Annotated in this window: 20 protein-coding genes; 7 read left to right on the top strand and 13 right to left on the bottom strand. The window is 47.9% G+C overall.

What is annotated here, in order from left to right:
• Nucleotides 1-26 precede the first annotated feature (26 nt).
• Genes LL912_RS19715 through LL912_RS19705 form a run of 3 tightly spaced genes read right to left on the bottom strand, consistent with a single transcriptional unit; the run spans nt 27 to nt 6,391 of the window.
• The gene (locus LL912_RS19715; RefSeq protein ID WP_235555325.1) at nt 27-1,970 is read right to left on the bottom strand and encodes a SusD/RagB family nutrient-binding outer membrane lipoprotein; all 1,944 of its coding nucleotides are present in this window, start codon (nt 1,968-1,970) and stop codon (nt 27-29) included.
• An 18-nt stretch (nt 1,971-1,988) separates the two neighbouring features.
• A complete protein-coding gene (locus LL912_RS19710) occupies nt 1,989-5,138 on the bottom strand; it encodes a SusC/RagA family TonB-linked outer membrane protein (RefSeq protein WP_235555324.1) in 3,150 nt (1,049 codons plus the stop codon).
• Nucleotides 5,139-5,164: 26 nt separating this feature from the next.
• Nucleotides 5,165-6,391 carry an ROK family protein gene (locus LL912_RS19705; protein ID WP_235555323.1) on the bottom strand — a complete coding sequence of 409 codons (1,227 nt, stop codon included), beginning with the start codon at nt 6,389-6,391 and terminating at the stop codon, nt 5,165-5,167.
• A gap of 179 nt (nt 6,392-6,570) precedes the next feature.
• On the opposite strand from LL912_RS19705, the gene LL912_RS19700 reads away from it, so the two are divergent.
• Complete coding sequence (locus LL912_RS19700; RefSeq protein WP_235555322.1) at nt 6,571-7,800, top strand: TCR/Tet family MFS transporter; 1,230 nt, start codon at nt 6,571-6,573, stop codon at nt 7,798-7,800.
• Nucleotides 7,801-7,867: 67 nt separating this feature from the next.
• Here the strand turns inward: LL912_RS19700 and LL912_RS19695 are convergent, their stop codons facing one another.
• Both LL912_RS19695 and LL912_RS19690 read right to left on the bottom strand, forming a co-directional pair.
• Nucleotides 7,868-9,622, bottom strand: coding sequence for a hypothetical protein (locus LL912_RS19695; protein WP_235555321.1), 1,755 nt, complete (start codon nt 9,620-9,622; stop codon nt 7,868-7,870).
• A 430-nt stretch (nt 9,623-10,052) separates the two neighbouring features.
• Nucleotides 10,053-11,099: a sensor histidine kinase gene (locus tag LL912_RS19690; RefSeq protein ID WP_235555320.1), complete on the bottom strand. Its 1,047-nt coding sequence runs from the start codon at nt 11,097-11,099 to the stop codon at nt 10,053-10,055.
• 190 nt (nt 11,100-11,289) lie between these two features.
• Between LL912_RS19690 and LL912_RS19685 the strand changes: the two genes are divergently transcribed.
• A complete protein-coding gene (locus tag LL912_RS19685) occupies nt 11,290-12,018 on the top strand; it encodes a LytR/AlgR family response regulator transcription factor (RefSeq protein ID WP_235555319.1) in 729 nt (242 codons plus the stop codon).
• Here LL912_RS19685 and LL912_RS19680 read toward each other — a convergent pair.
• Nucleotides 12,011-12,502, bottom strand: coding sequence for a hypothetical protein (locus LL912_RS19680; RefSeq protein WP_235555318.1), 492 nt, complete (start codon nt 12,500-12,502; stop codon nt 12,011-12,013). The genes LL912_RS19685 and LL912_RS19680 overlap by 8 nt on opposite strands.
• Before the next feature lie 369 nt (nt 12,503-12,871).
• Here LL912_RS19680 and LL912_RS19675 point away from each other — a divergent pair, with 369 nt between their 5' ends.
• Nucleotides 12,872-13,870 carry an Ig-like domain-containing protein gene (locus tag LL912_RS19675; protein WP_235555317.1) on the top strand — a complete coding sequence of 333 codons (999 nt, stop codon included), beginning with the start codon at nt 12,872-12,874 and terminating at the stop codon, nt 13,868-13,870.
• A gap of 153 nt (nt 13,871-14,023) precedes the next feature.
• Here the strand turns inward: LL912_RS19675 and LL912_RS19670 are convergent, their stop codons facing one another.
• Both LL912_RS19670 and LL912_RS19665 read right to left on the bottom strand, forming a co-directional pair.
• Entirely contained in the window at nt 14,024-14,380 is a 357-nt protein-coding gene (locus tag LL912_RS19670) for an arsenate reductase family protein (protein ID WP_235555316.1), read from the bottom strand.
• A 262-nt stretch (nt 14,381-14,642) separates the two neighbouring features.
• Nucleotides 14,643-16,727 (bottom strand): LTA synthase family protein, encoded by a 2,085-nt coding sequence (locus LL912_RS19665; protein WP_235555315.1) that lies wholly within the window; start codon nt 16,725-16,727, stop codon nt 14,643-14,645.
• 272 nt (nt 16,728-16,999) lie between these two features.
• Between LL912_RS19665 and LL912_RS19660 the strand changes: the two genes are divergently transcribed.
• The 4 genes from LL912_RS19660 to LL912_RS19645 all read left to right on the top strand — a co-directional run bounded on the left by LL912_RS19660 (nt 17,000) and on the right by LL912_RS19645 (nt 19,686).
• Nucleotides 17,000-17,596: a NifU family protein gene (locus LL912_RS19660; RefSeq protein WP_235555314.1), complete on the top strand. Its 597-nt coding sequence runs from the start codon at nt 17,000-17,002 to the stop codon at nt 17,594-17,596.
• Between the two features lie 19 nt (nt 17,597-17,615).
• Nucleotides 17,616-18,257 (top strand): M23 family metallopeptidase, encoded by a 642-nt coding sequence (locus LL912_RS19655; RefSeq protein WP_235555313.1) that lies wholly within the window; start codon nt 17,616-17,618, stop codon nt 18,255-18,257.
• A gap of 48 nt (nt 18,258-18,305) precedes the next feature.
• On the top strand, nt 18,306-18,842 hold the full coding sequence (locus LL912_RS19650; RefSeq protein WP_235555312.1) for an AAA family ATPase: 537 nt from the start codon (nt 18,306-18,308) through the stop codon (nt 18,840-18,842).
• Between the two features lie 67 nt (nt 18,843-18,909).
• Complete coding sequence (locus tag LL912_RS19645; protein ID WP_235555311.1) at nt 18,910-19,686, top strand: M48 family metallopeptidase; 777 nt, start codon at nt 18,910-18,912, stop codon at nt 19,684-19,686.
• 509 nt (nt 19,687-20,195) lie between these two features.
• Here LL912_RS19645 and pdxA read toward each other — a convergent pair.
• From pdxA to LL912_RS19620, 5 genes are all read right to left on the bottom strand, one after another.
• Complete coding sequence (pdxA, locus tag LL912_RS19640) at nt 20,196-21,281, bottom strand: 4-hydroxythreonine-4-phosphate dehydrogenase PdxA (RefSeq protein WP_235555310.1); 1,086 nt, start codon at nt 21,279-21,281, stop codon at nt 20,196-20,198.
• Between the two features lie 116 nt (nt 21,282-21,397).
• The gene (carB, locus tag LL912_RS19635) at nt 21,398-24,256 is read right to left on the bottom strand and encodes a carbamoyl-phosphate synthase large subunit (protein WP_235555309.1); all 2,859 of its coding nucleotides are present in this window, start codon (nt 24,254-24,256) and stop codon (nt 21,398-21,400) included.
• Between the two features lie 207 nt (nt 24,257-24,463).
• Nucleotides 24,464-26,068 (bottom strand): S8 family serine peptidase, encoded by a 1,605-nt coding sequence (locus LL912_RS19630; protein WP_235555308.1) that lies wholly within the window; start codon nt 26,066-26,068, stop codon nt 24,464-24,466.
• Between the two features lie 44 nt (nt 26,069-26,112).
• Nucleotides 26,113-26,394 (bottom strand): DUF4476 domain-containing protein, encoded by a 282-nt coding sequence (locus LL912_RS19625; RefSeq protein WP_235555307.1) that lies wholly within the window; start codon nt 26,392-26,394, stop codon nt 26,113-26,115.
• A complete protein-coding gene (locus LL912_RS19620; protein ID WP_235555306.1) occupies nt 26,381-26,782 on the bottom strand; it encodes a hypothetical protein in 402 nt (133 codons plus the stop codon). Before LL912_RS19620 ends, LL912_RS19625 begins: the two co-directional genes overlap by 14 nt.
• Nucleotides 26,783-26,850: the final 68 nt, after the last annotated feature.

Below are 26,850 nucleotides of genomic sequence, written 5' to 3'. Positions count from 1 at the left end.
ACTATCAGGCAACGGTCCTGAATCGCTTATTGTTGTTTGGCCCACCAAAGCGGGGTAAGTACAGCATCTTCACCCCCCAGGGCCGCTTTTGCCTGTTTATAGCCCTCAGGACTGGAATTTGACAGCACTGAAGGATATTTCAGACGTTGCGGGAAGAACTTGATATTGGAAGTCATATAAGTACCATCGGTCAATGCCGGCAGTGTGGGTATAGGCTTTTCGATGGTTGGATTCTCAAAAAACGGCAACCCAAGCCGTCGGTGATCACTCCAGGTTTCCAGGGGCAACCAGGGACATTGTGCGATAAATTTCTGCGTAATGATCTTTGTTAAAAGGTCGTTCTTTACCGTCCCCGATTTGTAAAGCGTATTTGCTGGATATATAATTGCCACGCTTCCGGATGTACCGGTATACCCATCCTGGAAATCCATCATACGCGATGCCGGCGGCTCTGTCGTGTGGTCCCAGCTTACGGATGTACCACAGTTATTATAAGTTGTAGATGCCAAATAAGCTGTCACAAAAGGAGATATGGCAGCCGTACCCGGCGATACTACCCCATTATCCCAGTAGTTAAAGCTCAGTGTAACGCCTTTTTCATAAGCGGTCTTTCCATTTACGGGGGTTGTCCAGCCCCGAACGCTGGCCTCCGCTAAAAGGAAATAGGTTTCCCAGGCCGCAAAGAAGATCCGCTTTTGCGTACTGTTTCTGAACTGCATATTGATCCGGGGCATGGTACCTCCGTAGTTGAACAATTCATTCATCGGATCCTTTACCCCCAGATCGCCGTCGATACGGGCATTCCAGGTGTATTTGGCATCAACGGATTTCAGGTTGCCACCTGCGGAAGTTTTCAGGTTCCGTGTGCTGATTACATCAAAATTGCCATTTTGTTTTGGGTAATTCGGATTGTTTACATCCCCCGGAATGGAGAAAGCCTTATAGCCGCGGGGATCTATCGAGTAAGGAAGACCATCCAGCCAGTAGCCGGTAACCGGGTCATTATTCTTTACAGGAAAATGATCCAGGTAGCGTTGCCCAAGCCAGTTGGCCGGTTTGATCGCAGTCTGAAAAGCAGCGCCCAGCAGGTCGGCAGATTTAATACCTCCCAATCCCTGATACACGTTGCGGAGGGTCACAGATAGCGGCTGTGTATCCCAGGAGCGGGTCATTACCCCCGTTAGGGCCGACCATCCGTCTTTTTCCTGTACCTGGAAATTATCGTCCAGCGAGGTAATGAGATTATTTACATCCGCACAGGCGTCTTCGAATTCCGATTTTGCTTTTCCGGCATCCACTTCAGACAATCGCATGGCCAGCCGAAGCCGCATGGATGTAGCATATTTCTTCCATTGCGTGTAATTATATCCGTATGCCGGGTCCTGCTTGGCGATATCGGAAGAGTTGACGGACAAATCCAGCTTGGATGCTGCATCTTTCAGTTCAGCCAGCATATAATAATATACCGTTTTTACATCATTGAACTGGGGGTTGGTTCCTTTAAATGCATCTACAGGCATCGGACCGAAATTATCCGAAAACTCGCTCATCAGGTAAGCGCGCCATATACGGGCAACCTGTATCAAATTGGAGGTATACGATTTGGCCGTACCCGCCTTTATCTTCGATTCGCCAATCTGGATGGCCGTATTCGCATTGTTTAACCAACCGGATAACTGGTTATAATAATTGGTAGACCATCCGTCGTTATAACTCCCTACGTTTATAGCCCCGCCATCCCAGTCACTGGCCTGCCGGCCCGCCGGTTTCCAGTACAATACAAAGGAACGCTCGGCCACATCAGGATCCATTTGGGCACCAATGATGGAATTATTGATAAAGTACTCTACCTGCACCTGCGAGGAATCTGCAGCGATGGGGTTTACATTTATTTCTGAAAATTTCTTACAGGATGCGAGCAGCAATACCGCGCATATCGATACCGACATCTTCTTTACTATATATTTCATGGTCATAAGAATTAAAAGTTAGAAACTTAAGGTTACATTAAACATGTAATACCGGGATGTGGGCGGCGCTCCGTTTTCAAATCCAACGGCATTAGAGCCTATTGCAAATACAGATTCCGGATCCATTCCCTGCATATGACTGCTGATGAGCCATACGTTATTGCAGGAAACGCCCACCCGTGCTCTTTGTATGAACGACGTACCCAACATCTTTTGCGGTAGCTGATAGCTGAGCTGAACGTTCCTTAAGCGGATATTAGACGCATCATAAAGATTGGCCTCGGTAATACCGATATTACCGCTCTGAATGGCCTGCCAGTATTGTTGCGGTGTAACCTCATTGGTATTTTTAATATAACCGCCTTTGCCATCGCTGATCACCCCCGGCACAGTTATATTATCTCTTCCTCCGTTAACAACAGTAGCAGCTGCCGTTCCTGCACGCTGCATGCTTGCCAGAGTTGCTGAAAAGATTTTTCCGCCGAAACGACCATCCAATAAGAAGGACAGACCTACACCTTTATACGAGAAGCTGTTGGTATTTCCTAACAGAAAATCCGGTTGCTGACTGGCCAGCCTGCGGGCATCTGTTCCCTGCGGTAAGCCGGTAGCGCTCAGTAGCAACTGGCCATTGTACTCGCTTTTAGGGTCGTTTACGCGCTGAAATGCGGATCCGTAAATCTGTCCATATTTCTGCCCGGCCTCTGCATAAACGGTCACAGCATCATATCCACCCAAGGAATATAAATCGATGCCCGGCGCAATGGCGTTCACCACGTTTTTATTGTTTGAAAAATTCACCTGTGTGGTCCAGTTCATGCCATTGGGGTTTTCCAGGATTTTGCCATCCACGATCAGCTCAATACCCTTGTTCTGAATATCGCCGGCATTGATCATTTTGTATTTGTAGCCACTCAAGGGGTCCAGCGGAATCGCAATCAACTGGTTGGTAGCATTGGTTTTATACCAGGAGAAATCGATGCCGAGCCGGCTGTTAAACATCCGCAGTTCCGCACCCAGTTCATAGGTTTTTAACAACTCGTTTCTAACATTCGGATCGAACAAGGTTTCATTTCTTCCGGCCGTTGTATTCCCATTGGGATCCTTGCCAATATTATATGTATTGTACAGTTGGTAAGGCGCCATATCATTCCCTGCCTGTGCAGCAGAAGCGCGCAGCTTACCGTAGCTCAGCCAGTTGGGCAATGCGCCGCCGTTCTGACGGATCATATCTGTAAGCACAAAGGAGAAATTGGTAGAGCTATACAGGTAAGAACGGTGATCCTTGCTCAATACAGAAGACCAGTCATTCCGAAGGGTAGTTTCCAGGAACAGGTATCCATCCCAGTTCAACTGCAGCGATCCATAAACGGAATTAATCTTTTTGTTACTGTACAGTTCATCAACCGTTGCCGGATTTTTGCCGTTGTTCACAGAAAAAAGATCGGGCACCACCAGTTCCCCGGAGTTTGTCTTAATCGAATTTACATTTTGAGACATCAGATTGCCACCCACCGTTGCAAAACCACCAAGCTTACCAAATACATTGTCTTTACGTGCGGTAATCAACGTACTGTAATTGGTTTCAGAAAACGAATATTTACCGATGCTATACTGATTGACAAGAGGGCTTCCCGAATAAGTTTTTCCTTCTGCCACCACATTGTACATATCCGATCCCGCTTTTACTTCAGCATTCAGCCAGTCGGTGAATTCATACTTCAGCGACCCGGTCATTATATACCGGTTACGGGTATCTGTATTCAAATAATGATCCTGAGCCCAGTAGGGATTTACGGTACTGCTGTTGGGAACGTACCAGATCATCTTCCCGTTCTCGTCCCTGTTTTTTTTAAAATCTTCAATATTCAGCGATACGGGCAGTACATACATCAACCGGTAAATATTACCGGCATTATTACCTGCCTGCGGCCGGTTGGTTGCTTTAGAATTAATATATTGCACTTTTGCGTCCAGTGTCCAGCGATCGTCTTTCCCAAATTTCGATAAGGCTCTTGTGGTGATATTCGTCCGGCCCAGCTTGGCACCCGGTATCATACTTTTGTCATCCAACCTGTTTAAAGATGTATAAACAGAAGTACCCTTGAATTGCTGCGAAAATGTAATACTCTGATTGGAGTTAAAACCCGTTCCGAAATAGTTATGAATATTATCATAATATTTCAGCGGCACGGTAGCACCATTCCAGCTTTCCACATTCTGCCCTTCAATCATGGGGCCCCAGCTGTTCGCCTGTGTTTTATCATAGATCCCGGCAGAACCCTGACCAAAAGCGGTTTGTCGGTCGGGATTTGTAAAGATGCTTTCCAGCCCGATCGTGGAAGAAACAGTTATTCCCAGTCCTTTTTGTGCCTTTCCTGTTTTGGTGGTAATTAATATGACACCATTACCCGCACGGGAACCATATAAGGAAGCTGCGGAAGGACCTTTTAACACGCTGATGGAAGCAATATCTTCCGGGTTGATATCAGAAAGCCCGTTCCCCATATCTAAGGAAGGATTCCAGTAATCGTTTGTTGCTCCCGGTACAATCCCAGATTGGTTAATACCTTTTCCTACACCCGCTCCTGAAGTATTGCTAATGGGTACTCCATCAACAACGATTAAAGGTTGGTTATCACCGGTGAGTGAATTATTACCCCGTAGAATAATACGGGAAGATCCGGCCGGTCCGTTGCTTGAGCGGGACACCTGCAATCCGGCTACCCTTCCGGAAAGCGCGTTAGTAACATTGGGCTCCCTGGCATCTGAAAGAGTTTCTCCCTTCACCTCCTGCACACCATATCCGAGCGATTTCCGCTCTCTTTTAATACCCAGCGCCGTTACCACCACGCCTTCCAGACTACGCTCCACCGGTTTTAGCTGAACAGAAATGTTATTTTCGTCGCCTACTTTTATGGTTTGAGAGGTAAAACCCACGGCGCTGATTTCCAGATCGGGATGATCCTCCACCGTGAGCGTATATGCTCCGTTGTCGTTGGCAACTACGGCCTGGCCAGAGCCTTTAACTGTTATCGTAGCCCCCGCAACCGGCTTACCATCTGCATCCGTAATCACTCCGGTAAGGGCGCGCTTTACCTGAGCCAATAAGCTTCCGGTACTCAAAAAAAGGGCATAGAGTACCAGTAGTACATGTTTCTTCTTCATTTTCTCTGTGTTTAAAATTTAATTGATTATACAGTGTTTGGCAGAGGTGCGATTGTTTTTGAAGGATGGATCTTTTTTGTTTTTGACAGATTTTCGAGTACCAGCGCCGCGGCACCAATTAGTTCGGCTTTATATCCCAGGGTCGACATTTTTACCAGCGTATTGCCTACCAGCCGGGGAATGCAATGTTCGTTCACGGCCTGAAGTACCGGCGCCTGCCAGATACGGCCAGCCTGGGCTCCGCGCCCGCTCAGCACAATCAGTTCCGGGTTAAACAGGTGGATCAGTACGGCTACGCCGCGCCCGATATCGTAACCCGCAGCTGTAAGCAACTTCACCACATATTCATCGCCCATCTGTGCCGCTTTTACGATCGCCTGCCAGTCTTTTTCCACAGAACCGGTACGAAAATCTTTCTTCAGAAACGCAGATGCGTCCTTTCGCTTTAATCCCTGTTCTGCTTTTTCAATAATTACTTTTAGGGAAGTTTCTGTTTCCAGGCAACCTTTTTTTCCACAGGAGCACACTTTGTTGTTATCAAAGAATGGAATATGACTGAATTCCCCCGCGAAGCCATTTCCGCCTCTGTACAGTTCGTGATTCAGGATTAATCCCAACCCAATCCCCCAGCCGATATTCACCACCATTGCATTTCCAACCCCAACGGCCACTCCAAAATGTTGCTCCGCCAGCGCGATAATACTGGAATCATTATCGATATACACGGGCATATCCAATTCTTTATGCAGATAGCCGGAAATACTGTTGTCATCAATAGATACAAAAGAATAATTCACCCCTTTTTGAGGGTCAATAAAGCCAGGCATCCCGATCCCGACACCCAGGATTTTCTTTTTCGGAATCTTTGCTTTTTTAATGGTGTCCTCTACCAGCGCTTTCAAATGATCCAGCGCTTCGGGGTTGTCTGCCAGCTTCAGCTCCTCCTGCAGAAGTGGCATTACCGGTTTGTTTTCAAAATCCATGATCACCACCCGCGTAACCAGCTGATCCATGGCCACCGCAATGATATACATCGCATCGGGTTTTACGGAGTACATCGCAGGACGCCGGCCGCCTGCAGAAGGCGCCAGTCCATTTTCCAATACCGTGCCCTCCGCTACTAAATTCGCCAGCAACTGGGCGGTAAACGGAATACTCTTGCCGATACGTATACTTAGTTCCGCACAAGACAAAGCTCCGGCATAATAAAATTCCTTTAGAACTAGTAGGTTATATTGCAACCGTTTTTTCATAGCTATATTTAATTAACGCAAACTTAATAAACTTTTTAAAAAAATTAAAAAGTTTATTAAAAAATCTTATTTGTAGGGGGGGGGTGTTTCGCCTGCAAGATCCGAAAAATTTATTCATCTTTGCTGCCCTTTTTTTACAACCGGTTAAAAACAGATTACCACCGGAAAAAACCAATCGAATGAAACAGTCGCGCAATGCTGCTATCGGTTTTATATTTATTACCATGACCATCGATGTGATCGGCTTCGGGCTGATCATCCCCGTCATGCCTAAACTGATCGTGGAGTTAAAACACATCAGCATCAACGAGGCCAGCGTATACGGCGGCGATCTGCTGGCACTTTATGCCATCATGCAACTTTTATTTTCCCCGTTTATGGGCAACCTGAGCGACCGGTATGGAAGAAGACCCGTGCTCCTGCTTTCGCTACTGGGTTTTTGTGTGGACTACCTGATCCTGGCATTTGCGCATACTTATTCGCTGCTGGTGGTAGGGCGTATCTTATCCGGTATTACCGGCGCCAGCTTTACAACGGCTACGGCGTATATTGCGGATATCAGTACCAATGAAAACCGGGCAAAAAATTTCGGACTGATCGGAGCTGCCTTTGGACTGGGCTTTGTTATTGGCCCGGCACTGGGCGGGCTATTGTCGGTATGGGGGCTAAGGGCACCGTTCTTTGCGGCAGCCGGGCTATGCTTGCTCAATTTCCTTTACGGTTATTTTGTATTACCCGAATCGCTGAAGCCGGAGCACCGGAGACCCTTTAGCTGGCTCAAGGCAAACCCCGTCGGGTCCCTGCGCCTGTTCTTTAACTATCCCGGTATCCTGGGGCTGGTGCTTTGCTTTTTATTTATATTCCTGGGAGGTCATGCGGTTCAAAGCAACTGGAGTTATTTTACCATGGATCAATTTAAATGGTCCGAAAAAGAGGTAGGGATCTCGCTGGCCATTGTGGGGGTTTTGGTGGGTGTGGTACAGGGCGGACTGATCCGGTATACCAATCCCCGGCTGGGTAATGAAAAAAGCGCTTATATCGGGTTGTTCTTTTATGCCTTTGGTATGATCCTTTTTGCTTTTGCCACCAGCAGTTGGATGATGTATGCCTTCCTCGTTCCTTATTGTATGGGCGGCATTGCCGGACCGGCTTTACAGGCTCTCATCACCAACGAAGTACCGGCCAATGAACAGGGCGCCTTGCAGGGCGGCCTTAATGCCGTAATGAGTCTCACTTCGATCATTGGCCCGCCGATGATGACCCGTACTTTCTTTTATTTCAGCCATGATCAGGCCCCGGTTTATTTTCCGGGAGCTCCTTTTGTGCTGGGCGCAGCATTGATGCTGATCAGCGCTGTAATTGCCTATTATGTACTTCATGTTAAGAAGAAACCAGCCACGGTTATATAAGACCAGGCCGGTTTCTTTGTCTATCACCAAATCAGGAATCGTACGGGTTGCCCTTAAGCGCCCTGCGCTACTGTTTAACAGCCCGTACAGTTTTAGATGTATATTGCTGCCCGTCTTTATCAACCTGTATAATGCGCACAAATAACGGACGTCCGGTTTCAACAGTAGCTGCCCTCCGTTTGTTACAGGCCACCACAAAGCAAGCTCCTGTTAATGCCAGCGCAACCAGGACCCGCCGCCTTCTTCCCCAGGCGCCCATCAGTAACGGGCATAAGGCCAGTACGCCCAATGCTGCAGCACCCGTGGCTGTTGTAAATGTATAGGAAAGCGGTCGGTTCGAGCTGCCCTGAATGGCTTTACTGTCCACGGTTCCTGCATGTTTAAACGTGTTGCCGTCCGCCGATACTTCTACCCTATAGTGCGAACAATTTTGCTCACTGGCCGTTTCCCAGTCAACCCGGAGCTGCCCCTCCGAAACAGAAGCCTGCAATCCGGTAAATACCACCGGAAGCACGGGATCGGGCGCCAGCTTTACCAGCCAGGCTTCATACCAGCCATGATTACCGGTTACATCTCCGCCCGGGGATTCGCTCATACCGGCAACAATATATCCTCCGTCTGCCGTTGGCTCAACAACGATGGGGTCATCGGTTAAATGGCCGCCCATTGCTTTTTGCCATTGGAGGGTTCCGCCACTGTTTATTTTTACAACCCAATAATCCTGGTTCCCCCTGGGGTTGGTAATATCCCCGTTATCTGAACTGGAATATCCTGCGATAATATAACCGCCGTCCGGGGTTTGCCGTACCGACCGGGCCATATCGTAATGACGCCCGCCATAAGTCTTTTGCCATTGAAGGCTTCCACTGCCGCTCAGCTTTACCAGCCAGTAATCGCTCTGCCCTTTATTACCCGTAACATCTCCATTAACAGATTCGGCATACCCGGCTACAATATAGCCGCCATCTGCCGTTTGCCGCACCGTGTTTGCGGTTTCGCTACCTGTGCCGCCAAGCGATTTTTGCCACTGAAGCACTCCGCTCCCGTTCAGCTTTACCACCCAATAATCCATATCTCCATGATTGCCGGTTACATCTCCGTCGTTAGAACGGCTTGACCCTGCCATAATATACCCCCCGTCCGTTGTTTGCTGTACCGAAAAAGCACGATCCTCACCGCTGCCTCCGTAGGCTTTTTGCCATTGAATAGTACCGCTGCTGCTTAGCTTTACCAGCCAGCAATCACCGTTGCCATGGCTTCCGGTTACATCCCCATCGTTGGAGTAGACATACCCGGCTACAATATAGCCTCCGTCAGTCGTTTGCTGTATTGCATAAGACATATCTGAAAAAGTGCCTCCAAGCGCCTTTTGCCATTGCAGTTCCCCGCCGCTGTTTAATTTTAACACCCAGTAGTCGTACGCGTTCCGGTAGCCGGTCACATCCCCATCAAGCGACCGGACATGGCCTGTAACGATATACCCCCCGTCTGCTGTTTGCTGTACAGCAGTAGCATATTCGTCAATAGAACCGCCGTATGTTTTCTGCCATTGAATAGCGCCACTGCTGTTGACTTTAACAACCCAATAGTCATAGTTGCCCTTGCCCCCGGAAACATCGCCGTCGTTTGAAGTTGTATAACCAACCATGATATAGCCGCCATCCTTTGTTGCTTTTACATCATAAGCCACATCATATCCCGAACCTCCCAGTGCCTTTTGCCATTGAATGGCCGGGGCCTGCGCCCACGCCCGAAATACCGTACAGTTAGTCATGAGGAACAATGCAGTGCAGAGCAGCGTCTTTTTTAGTAAGTGATTCATATGTGTTTTGTTTGAGTGTTGATCCTGTATACCCCGTTCTTTTGAAAAGTCCGGAAGGCATGTGTACAGCAGCCTGTGGTATTTTTTCTTACGGTTGCCAAAATTAGATCGTGCAAACAGGTATCCTTCACATAATCGACAAAGCGCATTCCCCGCCGATCAACTATCGCCGAAGCCGATCAACAGCAATCCGTTAACGGGAACAAATGAAATCGGGGATTAACGCAAGGGGGATCCTTGCCGGTCCGCACAAATCCGGACCAGGCATCTGTCGCAGCCCCGGTTACACTCGGGGAAATTTGTGTTAGTGCAACCGGTTATTGAATTGTTTTTAACCGCTTGCAGGAATGGTGGTCCGGGACTGCTTTCGGTAATGACGCCATATATTTTTTGGGAGAATATAATCGGAGAACGATTATAGGTTATGTATTCAGACAGGAATACAAAACTCAAAGCAAAGCCCCGATCCGTTATCGGAAACCGCCAGTTTTTCGTTATAATGCCGCTCCAGCCGGCGGGCCATGTTCACCAGCCCTACACCCTTTGAATGAAAAAGCTGGTCAACTGTTCCGGAAAAAGGACGTCCGGTATTACAGATTGCAATATGTACTTTTGCGCCTTGCTGCCGGCAGATAACCGAAACCGCGCCCCCGTTAATCGCAGGCTCGATCCCGTGTTTCACCGCATTCTCCACCAGCGGCTGCAACAACATGGGTGGTATCCGTACCCGGGCAATGCTACCGTCTGCATCAACAGAAAACCGGAGTCGTTTTCCAAACCGTGCCTGTTCTAAAGCAAGATAGGTGCGCATAAAATTGAGCTCATCCGAAAGCGGCACCAGCTCCTCCCGCGTAGACAGCAGTGCATACCGGAACGTATCCGCCAGCCGGGCAATCAGCATCCGCGCCTGCTCCTGCTCGGGAGGTAAGGAGGCACTGATACTGTTAAGCGTATTGAATAAAAAATGCGGCTGTATCTGCGCCTTCAGCGCATTGATCTCTCCCTGGTATGCCAGCTCCCGCAACTCTTTTTCTCTTATCAGCTGCGTTTCCCGCTCACGAAAAAAATGATAGATGTGCAGAATGCCAAACACCTGGAAATACCAGAGCAGGTTGGGCCCCAGGTTCTGGATGATTTGTTTGGTGGTCATCAGTGGTAAACCAATCAGGGGGTTATACCATTGATACAGGAGCACCCAAATTGCGTAATAAGGAAATAACCCTGTTGCAATATGCAGCAGGAACCGCTTCCTGAGGGACCAGTGGTGGAGTTTACGGAAATGGATCCACCAAACCGGCCAACTGGCAATCGCCATAAATGCACAGTCAATGCCTAAGACCTTCAGGTAGTGTAGGGAGCCTCCTTTTTCTATCAGCCTGGGGCTGCCATACAGCAAAGTCATAATAACAAGGGTGGCTATAAACACCAGGAGCTCCTTACGGGTGGCGTTGTTGGATGATTTTTGTTGCTGCTGCATTAAGGGGTGATTAATTCCTGCAAGTTTACGATAAATTACAATCCGTACTGGCGCAGATCTACCAACCGCCCGTACAGCGGATGAAACCCGCAACTCCGCGGATTTTGAGGTTGTTTGTCGAAAAGAACAGTCGCATTAAAGAATTCGGATTATCTTGGCCCTTATTTACCCTTTCTAGCAAACAACGGTTATGTCAAAAAGATCCGTACTGGTTGTGGACGATGAGGAACATGGAAGAGTACTGGTAAAACAATACCTGAAAGCCCATGATCATTTTTTTGTGGCAGGCGAATGCCACAATGGACTTGAAGCCATCAAATACATTAATGGAATGGAGCCGGACCTGGTGTTTCTCGATATCCAGATGCCGGGCGCCGATGGTTTTGAAGTATTACAGCGTATTGAGCATGTGCCCCGGATCATTTTCACCACTGCATTTGATCAGTATGCCATTAAGGCTTTTGAGATCAATGCCGTCGATTACCTGCTGAAACCCTATACCCGGGAACGCTTTGATAATGCCATGACCCGCTTAAACACAGCGCCCCAACAGCTTTCCAGCCTGATGGCGGAGGTTACCGCAACAAGAGGCAGCTATCCCGAGCGCATTATGGTAGAACATAAAAAAAGATACCAGAATATACCGGTAGCAGCTATTATTTATATGAAGGCCAACCGCGATTATACAGAAGTGCATACCGGATCGGGCTCCTATTTAAGCACACTGGGCATCAGCATCATCGAAGGGAGGTTTGACCCGGCCAAGTTTATCCGCATACACCGCTCGGTGATTGTAAATATGGATCACGTGCAGGAGCTCTACCGCGATGCGGGCAAAACCTTACTGGTAATGGATAACGGGCTGGAGCTGAATGTGGGCCGGAACTACCTGGGACATATCAAAAACCTCATTATTTAATTGTATAAATGGCCGTCATTTCGTGTTCCCGGCTGCCATTGTTAAACCGGTACAACAACACCAGCCGGCTCGTTTCGGATGTGGCTACCTCGTATACTTTAGGCCCGGTGTTTTCTTCATTTACCGTCAGTTTTTTCTGCAGGGCATCGTAGGTCCAGTTTCCGGTTTCCCGTTGTGCCGCCTCCTCCTCACAACGGGCAGCACCATAAAACCGGAGTACCCGGCGATTGCTCCTGAACAGAAGGCCGTTATCCCGCTCGCAAAGATCCAGTTTTGCAGCAATATCCGTTTCCGGCCTGCCGTCCAGATCCCAGTCTACCGCTGGTTGTACCGTTAACGAAACCAGCTGCCAGTTCTTTTCTGTGAAAGGCACTTCGCCCTCTGAAGCATTACGCGCCTGCAGCTGACAGGATGCAATGGCAAAGAGGCTTATGATAAAAGTTCCATACAGGGGCATCAACGGCCATCCGGTTGTTCTGTTCATAGTTGTTAATAGGTTTGAATTTTCCGGCAAAACTAAGCGGCCGTTCTGATTCCGGGCCGCACCTTCTACCAGCAACGGTTCCGGAAGACAAAAGGCCGGATTTATCGACAAATACCATTTTCCCCCGTACATGCCTGTTGCCGGCTTCAATGTTTCGTGTTTCAGACACTGCCGCGTGGGGGCATGGTGCCGCTCAATGATCCCTGGTTATGGTAAAAGCCGGCTGCGCGATGTCTGTTCATCTCCATATGTTGTTGTTCAACTGCTGTATATGGATTTGGCAGAATAACCTAAACCAGCGGCCGATCGCAATTTATCTTGCGCGGGCCTTTTTAAGGGGTATTCATAAACCTAAAATCAACTATTAAAATGAAAAAACGAACTGTTACAGCTATCCTATGCCTCCTGGCGCTTTTATTTGCCGGCTGCTCCAAAAAAGAAGGACCGTCTTCAGACGAAGATCCGGGCAAACCTTCTCCTGCAGATGAAGTACGCACACCCGTTCCCTTTCAGCAACTGCCCGCATCTTCCCGGGAATTTATGGTTGCCGGCACCCGTACGTATGTGGACCTAATGGGAAAACAACGCAGCAAACTGCCTGCTTTCCGGAGTCTCTCCGTTAAACAAAACACCATGCGGGGATATGTAAAGGATATCTATGGCCGCCCGCTGAAGGGAGCCGATATCGGCACCCGCTCCTCCATCATTGGCGGCACCTATAGTTCAGCCTCCGGTCAAACCGATGCCAATGGCTATTACGAGATCCTGCTTCCCGTAGGTACTGTTGCCGTTTGGGGAGCCAAATACCTGATGGATTACGAATCGGGAAAGGCACCGGTGTCCTTGTTTCCCGCAGACAGCAGCCTGGCCAGCTTCACGTCCACAAACGGGGCCGTAAAAAACTTTGTGCTGCTTCCTTATGGCCAGGGGCAACCCGAGCAGATCATCAAGGGGCCCTACTGGCCCAGCAGCTATATGGGTGGCTCCATACATCTTTCGTACAGCCTGCGCACCGAGTCGCTGCCACTGCCCGGAAGTTTTCCGGTGGGTTCGGTGATCCTTATAAAACTTACGCCGCTGGATCTGTTGCATGCCGATGAAAAAATCAGCTTCAACATCCGAAAGGTGGTGGAAAGCAATGAGCTTTACATCAACAATATTCCCCTGGGGCGTTATAAACTAGAGCTGAAACTGGAAAACGGCCCCGATATCCGTATGGCAGAAAGCATTAACCTCAAGCCGGAGTTTGGTATGCAGCCCAAACAGGCATCAGGCAGTACCCAGATCACCTTTATCCCGGGAGATCCCGAAGTGATGGTGTGGTATGGCAACTGGTGGATCGTGCCCATCAATATCGAACTGCCTTAATGGTCAACACTCATATGTTGCTTCCACGCAGTGTCTTCCAAAGGGGGCACTGCGTACCTATATACAGTAATTGACATCAATGTAAGAACACACGAACAGGAACACTTTATTCCAGTGCAATATCTCCCGAAGGGGACGCTGCGTATTGAACCATCAAGACAGGAAGGCCGTCAGCGCTTCCACATTTTTCTTTTCGCTGCCAATAAAAATGCGGTCGCCAACGACCACCACCGGGCGCTTTAAAAATGTATCATGCTTCAGGATATAATCGCGGTAATCGCTTTCCGCTAGTTTTTTATCTTTTAACCCCAGTTCCTTATACAGCAGTGCCCGGCGACTGAACAGGGCTTCATAACTCCCTGCAAGTTGTTTCATTTCGCCTAACTGTTGCGGCGTTATCTTTTCCGTACGGATGTCTTGCAGCTGAAACCCGCTTTGCGCGCTGATTCCGGCATCTTCCATTATCTTTTTACAGGTATCGCAAGTAGCGAGATAATATATTTTTTTCATGTTACTGATAGATCGCCTCTAACGGGGCTGGTTTGATGCGTTTAAAATAGCCCGCCAAAAATAAACTAATAGCAAATAAAAGGGGTATCACCACAAATTTTTTGCGCTATGTGTTGAAGCTGAAGATTAGCATTAGCGGGCGTATCTTATTGCCGATTAAGAGCGGCTGATCTTCCCGTAGCTGCGTGCCGGTAACTGTTGTGGCCGCTGCCCGCATCTGGATCACCCGCTCTATATTCCTCAATATTTTTTATTGTACATTTTACCGCTGCTTATATCCCCCGGATTTGAAGATCTTTTCTGCCAATTGATAATAGCTTAGGGCCTGCCGGTACAAGCTGTCATTCATCTTCACTTTTGCAGCAGTTCCGGAGCTGAAATCAGGGCGCTGCTGTTCTACTTTAAGCGGTGGCTTTTGTACAACCAGCTGACTATCTCTTAAATAACCCAGTCCGCTATATGTACTGATAAACGCCCGGTCCTTTCCGGCCGGCATGCGCAACAGGTCCTGGCCAAAAAATTTGGAACAGTAACTTTTATTCAAAAGCCCCAAAATAGTTGGCACCACGTCCATCTGCGATACCATATGATCCACTACCTGAGGCTGCAGGTTAGCCGGACTGTAAATAAACAGGGGAATATGATACCCCGTAACCGGCAGGTCTGTTTTACCGGCTGCCGAAGCACAATGATCCGCAACAATAACAAATACGGTATTTGCAAACCAGGGTTTTGCCGCCGCCTGTTTCAGGAAATTGCCGATACAATAATCCGTGTATTTAACTGCTCCTTCCCGCTTCTGCAATTTTGGAGAAATATCGATCCGTCCTTCCGGATAGGTATATGGCCGGTGATTGGAAACCGTCATGATCTGTGCAAAAAATGGCGTTCCCGTTGCCGCATTTTTATCAAACTGTTTTAAAGCCAGGGTAAACATATCCTCATCCGCCACCCCCCAGATATTGGCATAATGGATCTCCTCCGGTTTCAGAGCCGAACGATCAATCACTTCATAGCCGTTTGCCGAAAAATAGGGTCCCATATTGTCGAAGCTGCTGTAGCCTCCGTATAAAAACTGGGTGGTATAACCCCGCTCCCGCAATACAGCACCAATGGTAAACAGGCTGTCGTTATCGGGGCGGCGCACAATACTTTGTCCAGGGATGGGCGGTATGGAAAGCGAAAGCACCTCCAGCCCGCGCACGGTGCGGGTGCCGGTAGCATAACATTTATTAAAGAATATGGACTGCCGGCTCAGACTGTCTAAATAGGGCGTAATGTTTTGTGTATTGCCAAATGTGCCCATAAACCCCGCACTAAAACTTTCAATGCTGATCAGAACCACGTTCATCCGCTTTTCCGGACCCGGATAGTGCACCATCCGCTCGATGGAAAACCCGTTGTTGTTTAAAAAACTGTCGGTTGGAGAGCGCTCCAGCAATTGTTTCCGCACTTCGGCAAGTGCTTCCTGATCCGGTATGGTTTTGTAAAACCGGTAAAAATCCAGGTCGTTATTCCAGAAAGCAGCTCCAAATTCATATACGCCGTTACCCGCCAGCTGGTTTACATAATCGTTATCGCTAAAGTTCTTGATCCGGTTGTTTACCAAAAAATAAACCAATACGGGAACCAGCAGTAATCCCAGCGCCAGCGCCGACCGCTGTGCAAACCCGGGGAACGCAAAAGCCCAGCCATCCAAACGCTTGCGGATAAGCATAAAAACCAGTACCGTCACCAGCAATACCCCGGCAATGATCCAGCCGATGGGGTAGGATTCCCGGATATTGCCCACGACCTCATTGGTATAAATCAGGTAATCCACGGCGATAAAATTGTAGCGAGAGCCAAATTCATCCCAAAAGAAATACTCGCTGATGATATTAAAAACAAACAAAAACAGAATGATAAAAAAGAATACTTTCATGCCGCGGGTTCTCCAGCGGTGGCGATAGGCATCCGTTTTTGAAGCCAGCAACAGATAAGCGCCAAACAACAACACGACCAACCCGGTAAACACCCAGGGTAGTTTTTTATCAAACTCCCTCGGAATCGGGTTGCGGATCACCGAGAGGACGATGCCGATAATAAAAAGTGTAATCACCCCTTTTTTCCAGGGATTTTTGAAAAGAAGATCATTGGTAAGCCAGGCGATCAGGATAAACGGAATGGATACAAAAGACAGGAAACAGATATCATAAAAAAGCCCGATAAAAAAAATTCCTGTTATATTTTTCAGCCCCAGCGTCAGATCATTGAATGAAACCAAAAGCAGCACCAGGCGGGTAATAAAATTGATTGCGATGCCTGTACCATACAAAAGCACCACCGGCTTGAATCGCTCGCTCAAAACTCTTTTATTATCAACCATTTAAATAATTTTTCACAAAACAGATATATGGGTTTATTTATGGCTCCGGAGGCAACAATAAGTTTCCGCAGGATATTCAGGACAAGATACAGATTATTCACGGGTGTATCCTGTTTTTCTGAGCTGCAGCAGCCAGGGCCGTCCATATGTTCCCATACAGGCTGAACCATAAAATGTTATGCGTTGCAGCCGACTCTTTTCAACCAATACGGCCAAATATTGTTAATTTTGTAAATTAATAGCAGCATATCATGATAAAAACAGGTAATCCAGTGATCAGTATTTATACAGAAATGACTCCGAACCCGGAAACGATGAAGTTTGTGGCCAACAAATTGCTATATCCCGGTAAAAGCATTGATTTTCCGGATGCAGAAGCCGCCAAGCCATCACCGCTTGCCACCGAATTGTTTGGTTTTCCGTTTATAAAAGCTGTTTTCATCGCCAGCAATTTTGTTACCCTTACAAAAACCGCCGATGCGGAGTGGCAGGACGTGACCCCGTCGATCCGCCAGTTTTTAAAAGACTACCTGGAAGAGGGCAAGGTGGTGATCAACGAAGATGAAGTGGTTACGGTTAAAAAAGAAAGCAGCAATGAAGTTTCTGCAGACGATGATGATGTGGTAAAACGTATTAAGGAACTGTTGGAGAATTATGTAAAACCGGCTGTTGAAATGGACGGCGGTGCCATCCAGTTCCGCAGTTATAATGACGGAGTGGTTAACCTGATGATGCAGGGTAGCTGCAGCGGTTGCCCGTCTTCTATGATTACGCTTAAAGCAGGCATCGAAGGAATGATGAAACGCATGATTCCTGAAGTAAAGGAAGTTGTGGCAGAAGCTGAATAATCCATCAGAATCAATACATTTGTTGGCGTCACCGTACCGGTGGCGCTTTTTAATGCGCGCGCTCATCCTCATACCCCTGGCCACGGCTGTTTTATTGGGCAGCTGCGGCTACATGAATAACCCCTTGCGCCGGGAAACGCACCGGCTTCAGAGGGGAAGGATCATTGACACCAGTTCTTTTGTATATGACCTGCCCTATCCCAAAGGCGTAAGCCATACCCTGGTACAAGGCTATTTTACACAGTTCACACATAAGCGACGGGCCGCCCTCGATTTTAAAATGCCCATAGGTTCCGTGGTTTGTGCTGCAAGGGAAGGCGTGGTTGTACGGCTGAAAGAAGACGGAAGCCAGGGTGGTATTAAAAAGTCAAACCGGGCGCATGCCAATTACGTAGTGATTCAGCATGCAGATAGTTCAAGGGCCGGGTACTGGCATCTGCAGCAAAACGGGGTGCTGGTGCACACGGGCGACTCCGTTAAAAAGGGACAACCCATCGCCTACAGCGGAAATACCGGTTATACCTACTTTCCCCATCTTCATTTTATTGTATGGACCTTCGACCGCAACGGGCGGTTTAAACAAATGCCCACCCGGTTCCGAACCCAAAAAGGGCCGCGCTACCTGCGCGCGATCCGCAGTTACCGGAACCCGCCGGATTAACGCTCTGCGACAGCGTTTTCATTATTCCAGGATTTTTTATTTAAAACCATGCTAAAAAAAATTGTGATCATTGGCCCCGAAAGTACCGGTAAAAGCAATCTTTGCTCGGCCCTGGCCCGGCATTATAAAACCGGTTGGTGCCCGGAATATGCGCGGAGCTATTTAATGGAAAACGGAAAGGACTATACCTACGAAGACCTGCTGGTGATCGCAAAAGGCCAGCTGGCACTGGAAGATCAATACAGCCATCAGCTCCGGAGCGCCGGGATGTCACCGCTCTTTATTGACACCGATATGTATGTTATGAAAGTGTGGTGTGAGTTCGTCTTTAACAAATGCCACAGGTTTATCCTCGATGCTATTGCTGCACGCCGCTACGATCTGTACCTGCTTTGCAATACGGATCTTCCCTGGGTGCAGGATGCACTGCGGGAATACCCCGACCCTGAAACCCGGGAAGAACTGTTTCGGATCTACAGATCCCTGCTAATCGATCAGCAAACACCCTGGGTGGAAATTAAGGGATTGGGAACCAACCGGATCCGGGCAGCAATAAAAGCAGTGGATGGTTTATTGAATTCCTGATCTCGTAACGCTGATTTAACAGAAACCCCTTAGTTTTGGCGCAAAATTTATTATTAAACCGAAAAACATGAAGAAAGTAGTATTATCACTTGCTATCCTTGCAACACTGGGCACCAAATCTTTTGCGCAATTCAAACTCAACTCAAAAACCATTGGCGCTGCGGAAAAAGGAGTAAAGGCTGCCACATTCAGCGATGCAGATGCTGCCAAACTGGCCAGCCAGGCAGTGGAATGGATGGATGCCAACAATCCGGTTGCCAAGGCGGATGATCCTTATGCCATTCGCCTGAACAAAATCTTTGCAAAACATAAAAGCGAAGACGGATTAAACCTCAACTACAAAGTTTACCTGGTAAAAGACATCAATGCTTTTGCCTGTGCCGATGGCAGTATTCGCGTTTTTGCAGCCCTGATGGATCTGATGACCGACGAAGAAATCCTTTCGGTGATCGGACATGAGATCGGACATGTAAAGAATAAAGACACAAGAGATGCCATCCGCGCAGCTTATAAAAGAGCGGCCATTACAGATGCAGCGGCCTCCCAGTCCGGTGCTGTAGCGCAGCTCAGCGAAAGCCAGCTGGGCCAGTTTGCTAATGCGGTGCTTGAGTCGAAATACAGCCGCAAACAGGAATCGGAAGCAGACGCCTACGGATACGCTTTCCTTAAACGCAACGGGTATAATGTAATGGCGATGGCCAGCGCCTTTAACAAACTTGCGGAACTGAGTGGCGGCGCTAAAGCCAGCAACACAGAAAAGATGCTGAGCAGTCACCCAGACAGTAAAGACCGGGCCGCCAAGGTGGAAGAAAAAGCCAAACAGGACGGACTTTATAAGAAATAATTGAAGGCAGTTGCTACGGCAGCTTCAGCGATCCTCCAGGGTCGCTTTTTTTGTGCACGTTAATCCCCGCATACAGAATCATAAAACAAAAAGCTCCTTTTGCTTTACCTTTTTTTTCTCCGGCCCGGGCTTAAAAAACGGGGCATTCATCGAATAAATTCAAAACAGAGCATTAAGCATCCTATTTTTACTACGGTTTAGAGGGCTTAAGAGTGGGCTACCGGATCTGTCCAGATCATCGTACCCCCTCTTATTTTTTTGCCTGTTTCCTGCTCTATGCCACTGAAACACTGAACATTCAGCGTTAGCCATTTTAATGTCATTTCCTTAGCACGCGGACGTCAATATATGCTCAAAGACGCCTCAGATTTTCACAAAACAGCTACAGGAAAATTCATGAGCGGACATTCAAAACTTCTGTGTCCCGAACATTCGGAACTACGTATCTCAGTGGCAAAAAAAAATCCCGCCTTTTTACCGGCAGGATCCCATTTTTATCTATCAGTTATTTATTCTTCTATTTTTTCGTCTTCCAGCCTGGAAACCACCTCCGGTGATACTTTGCGCAAGGGGTTGGCATGTTGTTCTTTGTATTCTGCACGTTGGCTAATGATATCGGTACAGGTATAAACCGCCTGCAGGAAGGAACCCGCATCGGCCCGTCCCTTACCGGCAATGTCAAAGGCCACCCCATGATCCGGCGAAGTGCGTACAATATCCAGTCCCGCGGTATAGTTTATGCCTTCTCCCTGTGCCAGCGATTTAAAAGGGATCAATCCCTGGTCGTGGTACATGGCCAGTACGGCGTCAAACTTTTCGTATTGTCCCCGGGCAAAAAATGCATCTGCACTATAAGGACCAAACGCCAGGATGTTCTTATTGCGCGCCTGCTTTACAGCCGGGGCAATGATGGTTTGTTCCTCTTTGCCAACAAGCCCCTCATCACCCGCATGCGGGTTTAACCCCAACACTGCAATACGGGGCTTACCGATGCCAAAATCCTGCTGCAGGCTGCTGTTGATAATCGCCAGTTTGCTCAGGATCGCCTCCGCCGTAATCTGTTTTGCCACTTCGCTAATCGGCACATGCTCCGTTACCAGTGCCACGCGCATATTTTCGGCACACATCATCATAACCACATCTTTTGCGTTAAAGCTGGCTTTGAGATAAGGAGTATGCCCGGTATACGAAAACTGCTCCGATTGCACATTGGTTTTATGAATGGGCGCTGTTACCAATCCTTCGATTTTTTTTTCTTTTAGTGCCCCGATGGCCGTTTCTAGGGAAATTACGGCATAACGGCCGCCGGTTTCATTAAGTGTTCCGGGTGTAATGTTCACCTCTTCTTCCCAGCAGTTGAAAATGGTTACCTGCTTGGGATTAATCTTTTCAAATTCCCGGGTATGAAAGAAACTGAAATTGCTTTCAGATACCGTCTTCCTGTAAAAATTCACTGCTTTATTACTGGCGAAAATAACAGGCGTACAGATATCCAGCAGGCGGGTATCTGCAAAGGTTTTTACAATAAGCTCAATACCAATGCCATTCAGATCTCCGGAAGTAATGCCGATAACCGGTTTTTGTTTATGCGTCATATTAAGATTGTCGATAATTAAACCATGAAAATACAATAAAAACAGATATGCGGGACTTTAAGTCCCGCATAACATAACTTGAAGCCCCGCAGCGTAGATCCCGCATAGCATATTGCTTATTTGCTCAGGAACATGCTCCGGTCTTTATAAAGCTGTCGGAAATAAGGGTCCTTCAGGTTTTTGATAAAGCGGATTGCTTCGCCGGTACTCTTCATTTCAGGGCCCAACTCTTTATTTACCCCGGGGAATTTATTGAAGCTGAATACCGGCTCCTTAATGGCATAGCCGTCCAGCTTTTTCTCTATTTTAAAATCTGTCAATTTATTGGCGCCGATCATAACCTTGGTGGCAATGTTCAGATAAGGAATCTGGTAGGCTTTCGCAATAAATGGCGTGGTGCGCGATGCCCGTGGGTTGGCTTCAATTACATACACGGTACCATCCTTTATCGCAAACTGGATATTGATTAGTCCACGGATATCCAGTGCTTTTGCAATTTTTTCTGCATAGTGCTCCATGGTAGTCACCTCCATCGGGGAGAGGTTAAAGGCCGGTAATACGGCGTTGCTGTCTCCGCTGTGGATCCCTGCCGGCTCAATATGTTCCATTACACCCATTACGTGGAAATTTTCACCATCGTAGATCGCATCCACTTCCGCTTCCTGGCAACGGTCCAGAAAATGGTCGATCAGGATCTTATTGCCGGGAATATGTTTCAGTAGGCTGATTACCGCTCTTTCTACTTCATCATCATTTAATACGATCCGCATCCGCTGTCCGCCCAGTACATAAGAAGGACGCACCAGTACCGGATAGCCCACACGGTTAGCGATTTGTACCGCTTCATCCACTGTCCACGCCGAGCCATATTCCGGGTAAGGAATTTTTAATTCTTTCAGCATATCACTGAACCGGCCCCGGTCTTCGGCGATGTCCATATTATCAAAACTGGTACCCATGATTTCCACGCCCATGTCTTTGATCTTTTCTGCCAGCTTCAACGCCGTTTGCCCGCCTAACTGTACAATCACCCCTGCAGGCTTTTCATATTCGATCAATTCGCGCACATGCTCCCAGTATACCGGTTCAAAGTACAGCTTGTCGGCCATATCAAAATCCGTGCTCACGGTTTCCGGGTTACAGTTCATCATAATCGCTTCATAACCGGCTTCTTTAATCGCCAACAGCCCATGTACACAGCAGTAATCGAACTCAATACCCTGACCGATACGGTTGGGCCCGCTACCCAGCACGATGATCTTTTTCTTATCTGAAACCCTGGATTCGTTGTGTACCAGGTCTCCGGCACTCAGATCCGAATGGGAAGGTGCATCAAAAGTTGAGTAGAAATAGGGCGTTTTAGCTTCAAATTCGGCGCTGCAGGTATCTACCATTTTATACACCCGGTTGATGCCCAGTTCTTTCCTGCGGGCGTATACGGCTTCTTCGGTATTGCCATGCCCCATGATCTCGGCGATCTGAGCGTCGCTGAACCCGTTTACCTTGGCATCGCGCAGCAATTCGGCCGGCAGGGTGTCCAGGTTATAGGCCGCAATTTTCTTTTCCAGGACACAAAGTTTCTGGATCTCGGAAAGAAACCAGCGATCGATGCCATTGGTGGCTTTCGAGATGGTTCCTACAGACACACCCGCCATCAGGGCATCTTTAATACGGAATATGCGATCCCATTTCGGTGTTTTAATATATTCCAGCAGTTCCTCTGCACGCATCAGGCTCTTGCCATAGTACCCGAGGCCGATGGCATTATTTTCCAGGCTCTGGCAGGCTTTCTGTACCGCCTCGTTAAAGCTGCGGCCAATGGCCATTACCTCGCCCACGCTCTTCATCTGCAGGCCGAGGGTATCATTAGCACCTTTAAATTTATCAAAGTTCCAGCGGGGAATTTTTACAATTACATAATCCAGCGCCGGTTCAAAATAAGCCGAGGTGGTTCCGGTAATCTGGTTTTCCAGTTCATCCAGGTTATAACCAATGGCCAGTTTAGCGGCTATTTTTGCGATCGGATACCCGGTTGCTTTTGAAGCCAGTGCCGAAGAACGGCTCACCCGGGGATTGATTTCAATGGCGATGATCTCTTCGGTTTCGGGGTTCATGGCAAACTGTACGTTACAGCCTCCGGCAAAATTGCCCAGGTCCCGCATCATCCGGATTGCCGTATTTCGCATCAGTTGCATCCCGGTATCACTCAGCGTCATAGAAGGCGCCACCGTAATGGAGTCACCGGTATGCACACCCATGGGATCAAAGTTTTCTACGGTACAAATGATACATACATTATTAGCAGAGTCCCGCAGCAGTTCCAGCTCAAACTCCTTCCAGCCCAGTACGGCTTTTTCCACCAGCACTTCGTGGATGGGTGAAGCCTGTAAACCCCGGTTCAGGGCTTCATCCAGCTCGTCTTTATCGTGTACAAAACCTCCACCGGTACCGCCAAGGGTAAACGATGGACGGATCACCAGCGGAAAACCGATCTCCTGCGCGAATTCTTTTCCTTCCAGGAAGGAGTTGGCCGTTTTCGCCGTAGCCACCTGAACACCCAGTTCAATCATCCACTGGCGAAACAGTTCGCGGTCCTCAGCCTTATCGATTGCCTTGATATCCACACCAATCAGCCGCACATCGTATTCTTTCCAAAGTCCCAGTTCTTCGGCTTCTTTACAAAGATTCAGTGCTGTTTGTCCTCCCATTGTAGGCAATACCGCATCAATATCATTCTCCTTAAGGATCTGTTCAATGCTTTCTGTGGTCAGCGGTAAAAGGTATACACGGTCTGCCATCATCGGGTCGGTCATAATGGTAGCCGGGTTGCTGTTGACCAGGATCACCTTGATCCCTTCTTCCCGCAAACTGCGGGCGGCCTGGGTGCCGGAGTAGTCAAATTCACAAGCCTGGCCTATAACAATAGGACCGGAGCCAATAATCAATACCGTTTTAATGGAAGTATCTTTGGGCATCTTTTTGTTTTCTTTTAAAAAAAATAAATTGCGCAAAAGTAGGTCTAAAACAGGAAAAAAAAGGCCTAAAAGTTGAAGAATTTCCGGCAGGTTCCCTTTTTTTACAAAACGAACGGTAGTAAAGAAAAATAACTCCGTTGCCGGAAACGCAAATAGCCGGATCCGAACAACCTTTCATTACAAAAGGCCAACGATATAATCCTACGCTTATTTTCCGGAGGTCCGCTCCAGTGCCATTCTTACCGCGCCCGCGGCATTGGCGATCCTACCCGAGCTACATAATTCGGAAAGCAATACTTTTTCATCCGTGGTGCCCGGCTTCACAACGGGTTCTTCCAAAAGCGTTCCGGACCTTTTTATGATGTCTACCACTTCCGTTGCCTTTAGTTTTGGAAAATACGATCGCAAAAGAGCCGCAATACCTGCTACCACGGGACTTGAAAGGCTGGTACCACTGGCCATTTGCGTACCATCGCCAGCAATGGCGCAATGAATTTCAAGACCAGGAGCAAACAGGTCTACTTTTTTCTTACCGTAATTACTGAATCCGGCGACCAATGTCCCCAGACTCGCATCTCCGCTGGCCCCTACCTGGAGCATATTTGGTAAAAACCGGTGATCGATGGTATACGCATTGGGGTAGTGATCATCCTGATCGATGTCCGCCGCATCGTTACCGGAACCATGTACCAGTACCACATCTTTTGACAGGGCATATTCGATGGCATCATCTACCCAGCGCTTATCGGGCGATATGTATTTGCCAAAACTCATATTGATCACTGTAGCACCATGATCCACTGCATATCGTATTGCTAACGCCACATCCTTATCAAACTCATCCTTTCCCAGAATCCCCCGGATCATCATGATCTTTACATTATCGGCAATACCATCAATGCCGGTACCGTTGTTGCGCACGGCCCCAATTACGCTGCTGACACCGGTGCCGTGATACCCGCTGAACCCGGTAAGATTGTTATTGCCATACCGGGTTTTTGTTATATCGTAATCGTCATCCTGCAGCAGCTTTCCGCGAACGTCCTCCGGCGGTGTTGTTAACTTAATGAGGTTATCTTCCTGTTCTTTCTTGTAGTCGCCAAATCCCTTCAAAAAGCCGGCATTAGTGGTTTGGCCATCTTCCAGTATTTTTTTCCAGATCCCGATCCACTGCCGGTTAGCATCGGCAACCGGAAGGCTGTCCAGATCTTTTAGCGTAAACACCTCTTTATTCAGCGCTTTTTTTAGTATTGTGTTGGACCGCTCAGCCAATTCCCAGTTTTCGCGCAGGTTGCCGATCAGCTTAGAAGCACTGTTATACGAATCGACCAACTTCTGGTGTGCACGTTTCCATTCGCGGTATTGCCATGGCTGCCCCTTTGCAACCGAGGTGCTGTCCTTCCCCTCAAACTGTTCCTTAAACCGGTGATAGGTACGCCAATCATCACTAACGCTTACCGAAAGATTTTCGCCATCCGGTGCGCCCAGATAATTCCATCCATGGTAATCATCCACCAGCCCGTTACCATCATCATCTATATTGTTATTGGGGATTTCTTTGGGATTCTGCCACAACACAGGTTTCAGGTCCGGTTGCAGCGTGTCAATACCGCTATCGATCACGGCCACGATCACCGGCGTACTTTTACGCCCCTGTAAAAGCGCATAGGCCTGGTTAAGACTGATCCCCCGGTAGCCATCCTGCCGGTAATCGAGGTAATGCCAGTCTTTTATTTTCGGCTTTACTGCTTGCGCTTCGCCGATATTGATTCCAAACAGCAACACTGCGGTTACTGTCATCCATTTTTTCATGTTTCTGTTTAATAAGAACCATGAAAATAGCCTTTATTATTGATTTATTGCTGATTTAAAAATTTCATAAACTCGTTTGGTTCTCCTAAAAAAGTAAAGGAATCTCTTAACTGATGGTAGTTTTGTTTATCCAAAACCTGGGGGAAAACCAGTTTTGCCATTTTTAGTTTATTACTTCCGAAATTGAAACTGGAGATCCATTGCCGGACCTGTGCCGTGGTAAAGGAGTTGTACCTGGTACCCGTCCTTAAGATCGCTGCTTTATCATTGTCAAAAGCTTTGCCACCAATAGTCGCCCCCAACGCATTGGCGTCAGCATCTTTCATTTTCGGCAGCCACTGATAAACCGGTTGTTCGGGGTATGATACCGGGGGAACAGGCCTGCCCCCCGGGTTTGAGCTTTATTGTTTCTGTGGTCTTATCCAGTTGCATCTGCTCCCGTACCTGAATGATTGTCTTTTGGCCTGATTTTATATCCACCGTAGTTTCATGCATAGAAGCTTCGGGGAAAAAAGGATCCCATATTTTAAAGCAATACCTTCCGGCAGGCAGATTGGCAATGGAAATATTCGACCCGCTTTCTTCAAAGTAGTGAATGGCATTTTCCAGGATAATATTAAAACTATGATTTCGGTCGTTTTTCACCTGAATTGTCGATTGCGCCTTCGCAAAACACGGCAGGCCCAGCAACAGGAGGTAGTACAACTTTTTCATAACGATTCCGCTTTACAGAATAGAAGCGTCGTTTTACAAAAGCGTTTACCTCCGGTTGTTAAGATTGT

It is taken from the genome of Niabella agricola, assembly GCF_021538615.1.
Lineage (GTDB): Bacteria > Bacteroidota > Bacteroidia > Chitinophagales > Chitinophagaceae > Niabella > Niabella agricola.
The sequence above is the reverse complement of the archived record's forward strand: the minus strand, read 5'-3'. Positions and strand labels throughout refer to the sequence as shown.

Bases quoted from the DNA above. Each gene is read 5' to 3' on its own strand.
- LL912_RS19695 (WP_235555321.1), bottom strand. From the start codon at position 9,622: ATGAATCACTTACTAAAAAAGACGCTGCTCTGCACTGCATTGTTCCTC.
- LL912_RS19620 (WP_235555306.1), bottom strand. From the start codon at position 26,782: ATGAAAAAGTTGTACTACCTCCTGTTGCTGGGCCTGCCGTGTTTTGCG.
- LL912_RS19690 (WP_235555320.1), bottom strand. From the start codon at position 11,099: ATGCAGCAGCAACAAAAATCATCCAACAACGCCACCCGTAAGGAGCTC.
- LL912_RS19715 (WP_235555325.1), bottom strand. From the start codon at position 1,970: ATGAAATATATAGTAAAGAAGATGTCGGTATCGATATGCGCGGTATTG.
- LL912_RS19675 (WP_235555317.1), top strand. From the start codon at position 12,872: ATGAAAAAACGAACTGTTACAGCTATCCTATGCCTCCTGGCGCTTTTA.
- LL912_RS19710 (WP_235555324.1), bottom strand. From the start codon at position 5,138: ATGAAGAAGAAACATGTACTACTGGTACTCTATGCCCTTTTTTTGAGT.
- LL912_RS19625 (WP_235555307.1), bottom strand. From the start codon at position 26,394: ATGAAAGATGCTGACGCCAATGCGTTGGGGGCGACTATTGGTGGCAAA.
- LL912_RS19670 (WP_235555316.1), bottom strand. From the start codon at position 14,380: ATGAAAAAAATATATTATCTCGCTACTTGCGATACCTGTAAAAAGATA.
- LL912_RS19650 (WP_235555312.1), top strand. From the start codon at position 18,306: ATGCTAAAAAAAATTGTGATCATTGGCCCCGAAAGTACCGGTAAAAGC.
- LL912_RS19630 (WP_235555308.1), bottom strand. From the start codon at position 26,068: ATGAAAAAATGGATGACAGTAACCGCAGTGTTGCTGTTTGGAATCAAT.
- LL912_RS19705 (WP_235555323.1), bottom strand. From the start codon at position 6,391: ATGAAAAAACGGTTGCAATATAACCTACTAGTTCTAAAGGAATTTTAT.
- LL912_RS19685 (WP_235555319.1), top strand. From the start codon at position 11,290: ATGTCAAAAAGATCCGTACTGGTTGTGGACGATGAGGAACATGGAAGA.
- carB (WP_235555309.1), bottom strand. From the start codon at position 24,256: ATGCCCAAAGATACTTCCATTAAAACGGTATTGATTATTGGCTCCGGT.
- LL912_RS19700 (WP_235555322.1), top strand. From the start codon at position 6,571: ATGAAACAGTCGCGCAATGCTGCTATCGGTTTTATATTTATTACCATG.
- LL912_RS19660 (WP_235555314.1), top strand. From the start codon at position 17,000: ATGATAAAAACAGGTAATCCAGTGATCAGTATTTATACAGAAATGACT.
- pdxA (WP_235555310.1), bottom strand. From the start codon at position 21,281: ATGACGCATAAACAAAAACCGGTTATCGGCATTACTTCCGGAGATCTG.
- LL912_RS19680 (WP_235555318.1), bottom strand. From the start codon at position 12,502: ATGAACAGAACAACCGGATGGCCGTTGATGCCCCTGTATGGAACTTTT.
- LL912_RS19645 (WP_235555311.1), top strand. From the start codon at position 18,910: ATGAAGAAAGTAGTATTATCACTTGCTATCCTTGCAACACTGGGCACC.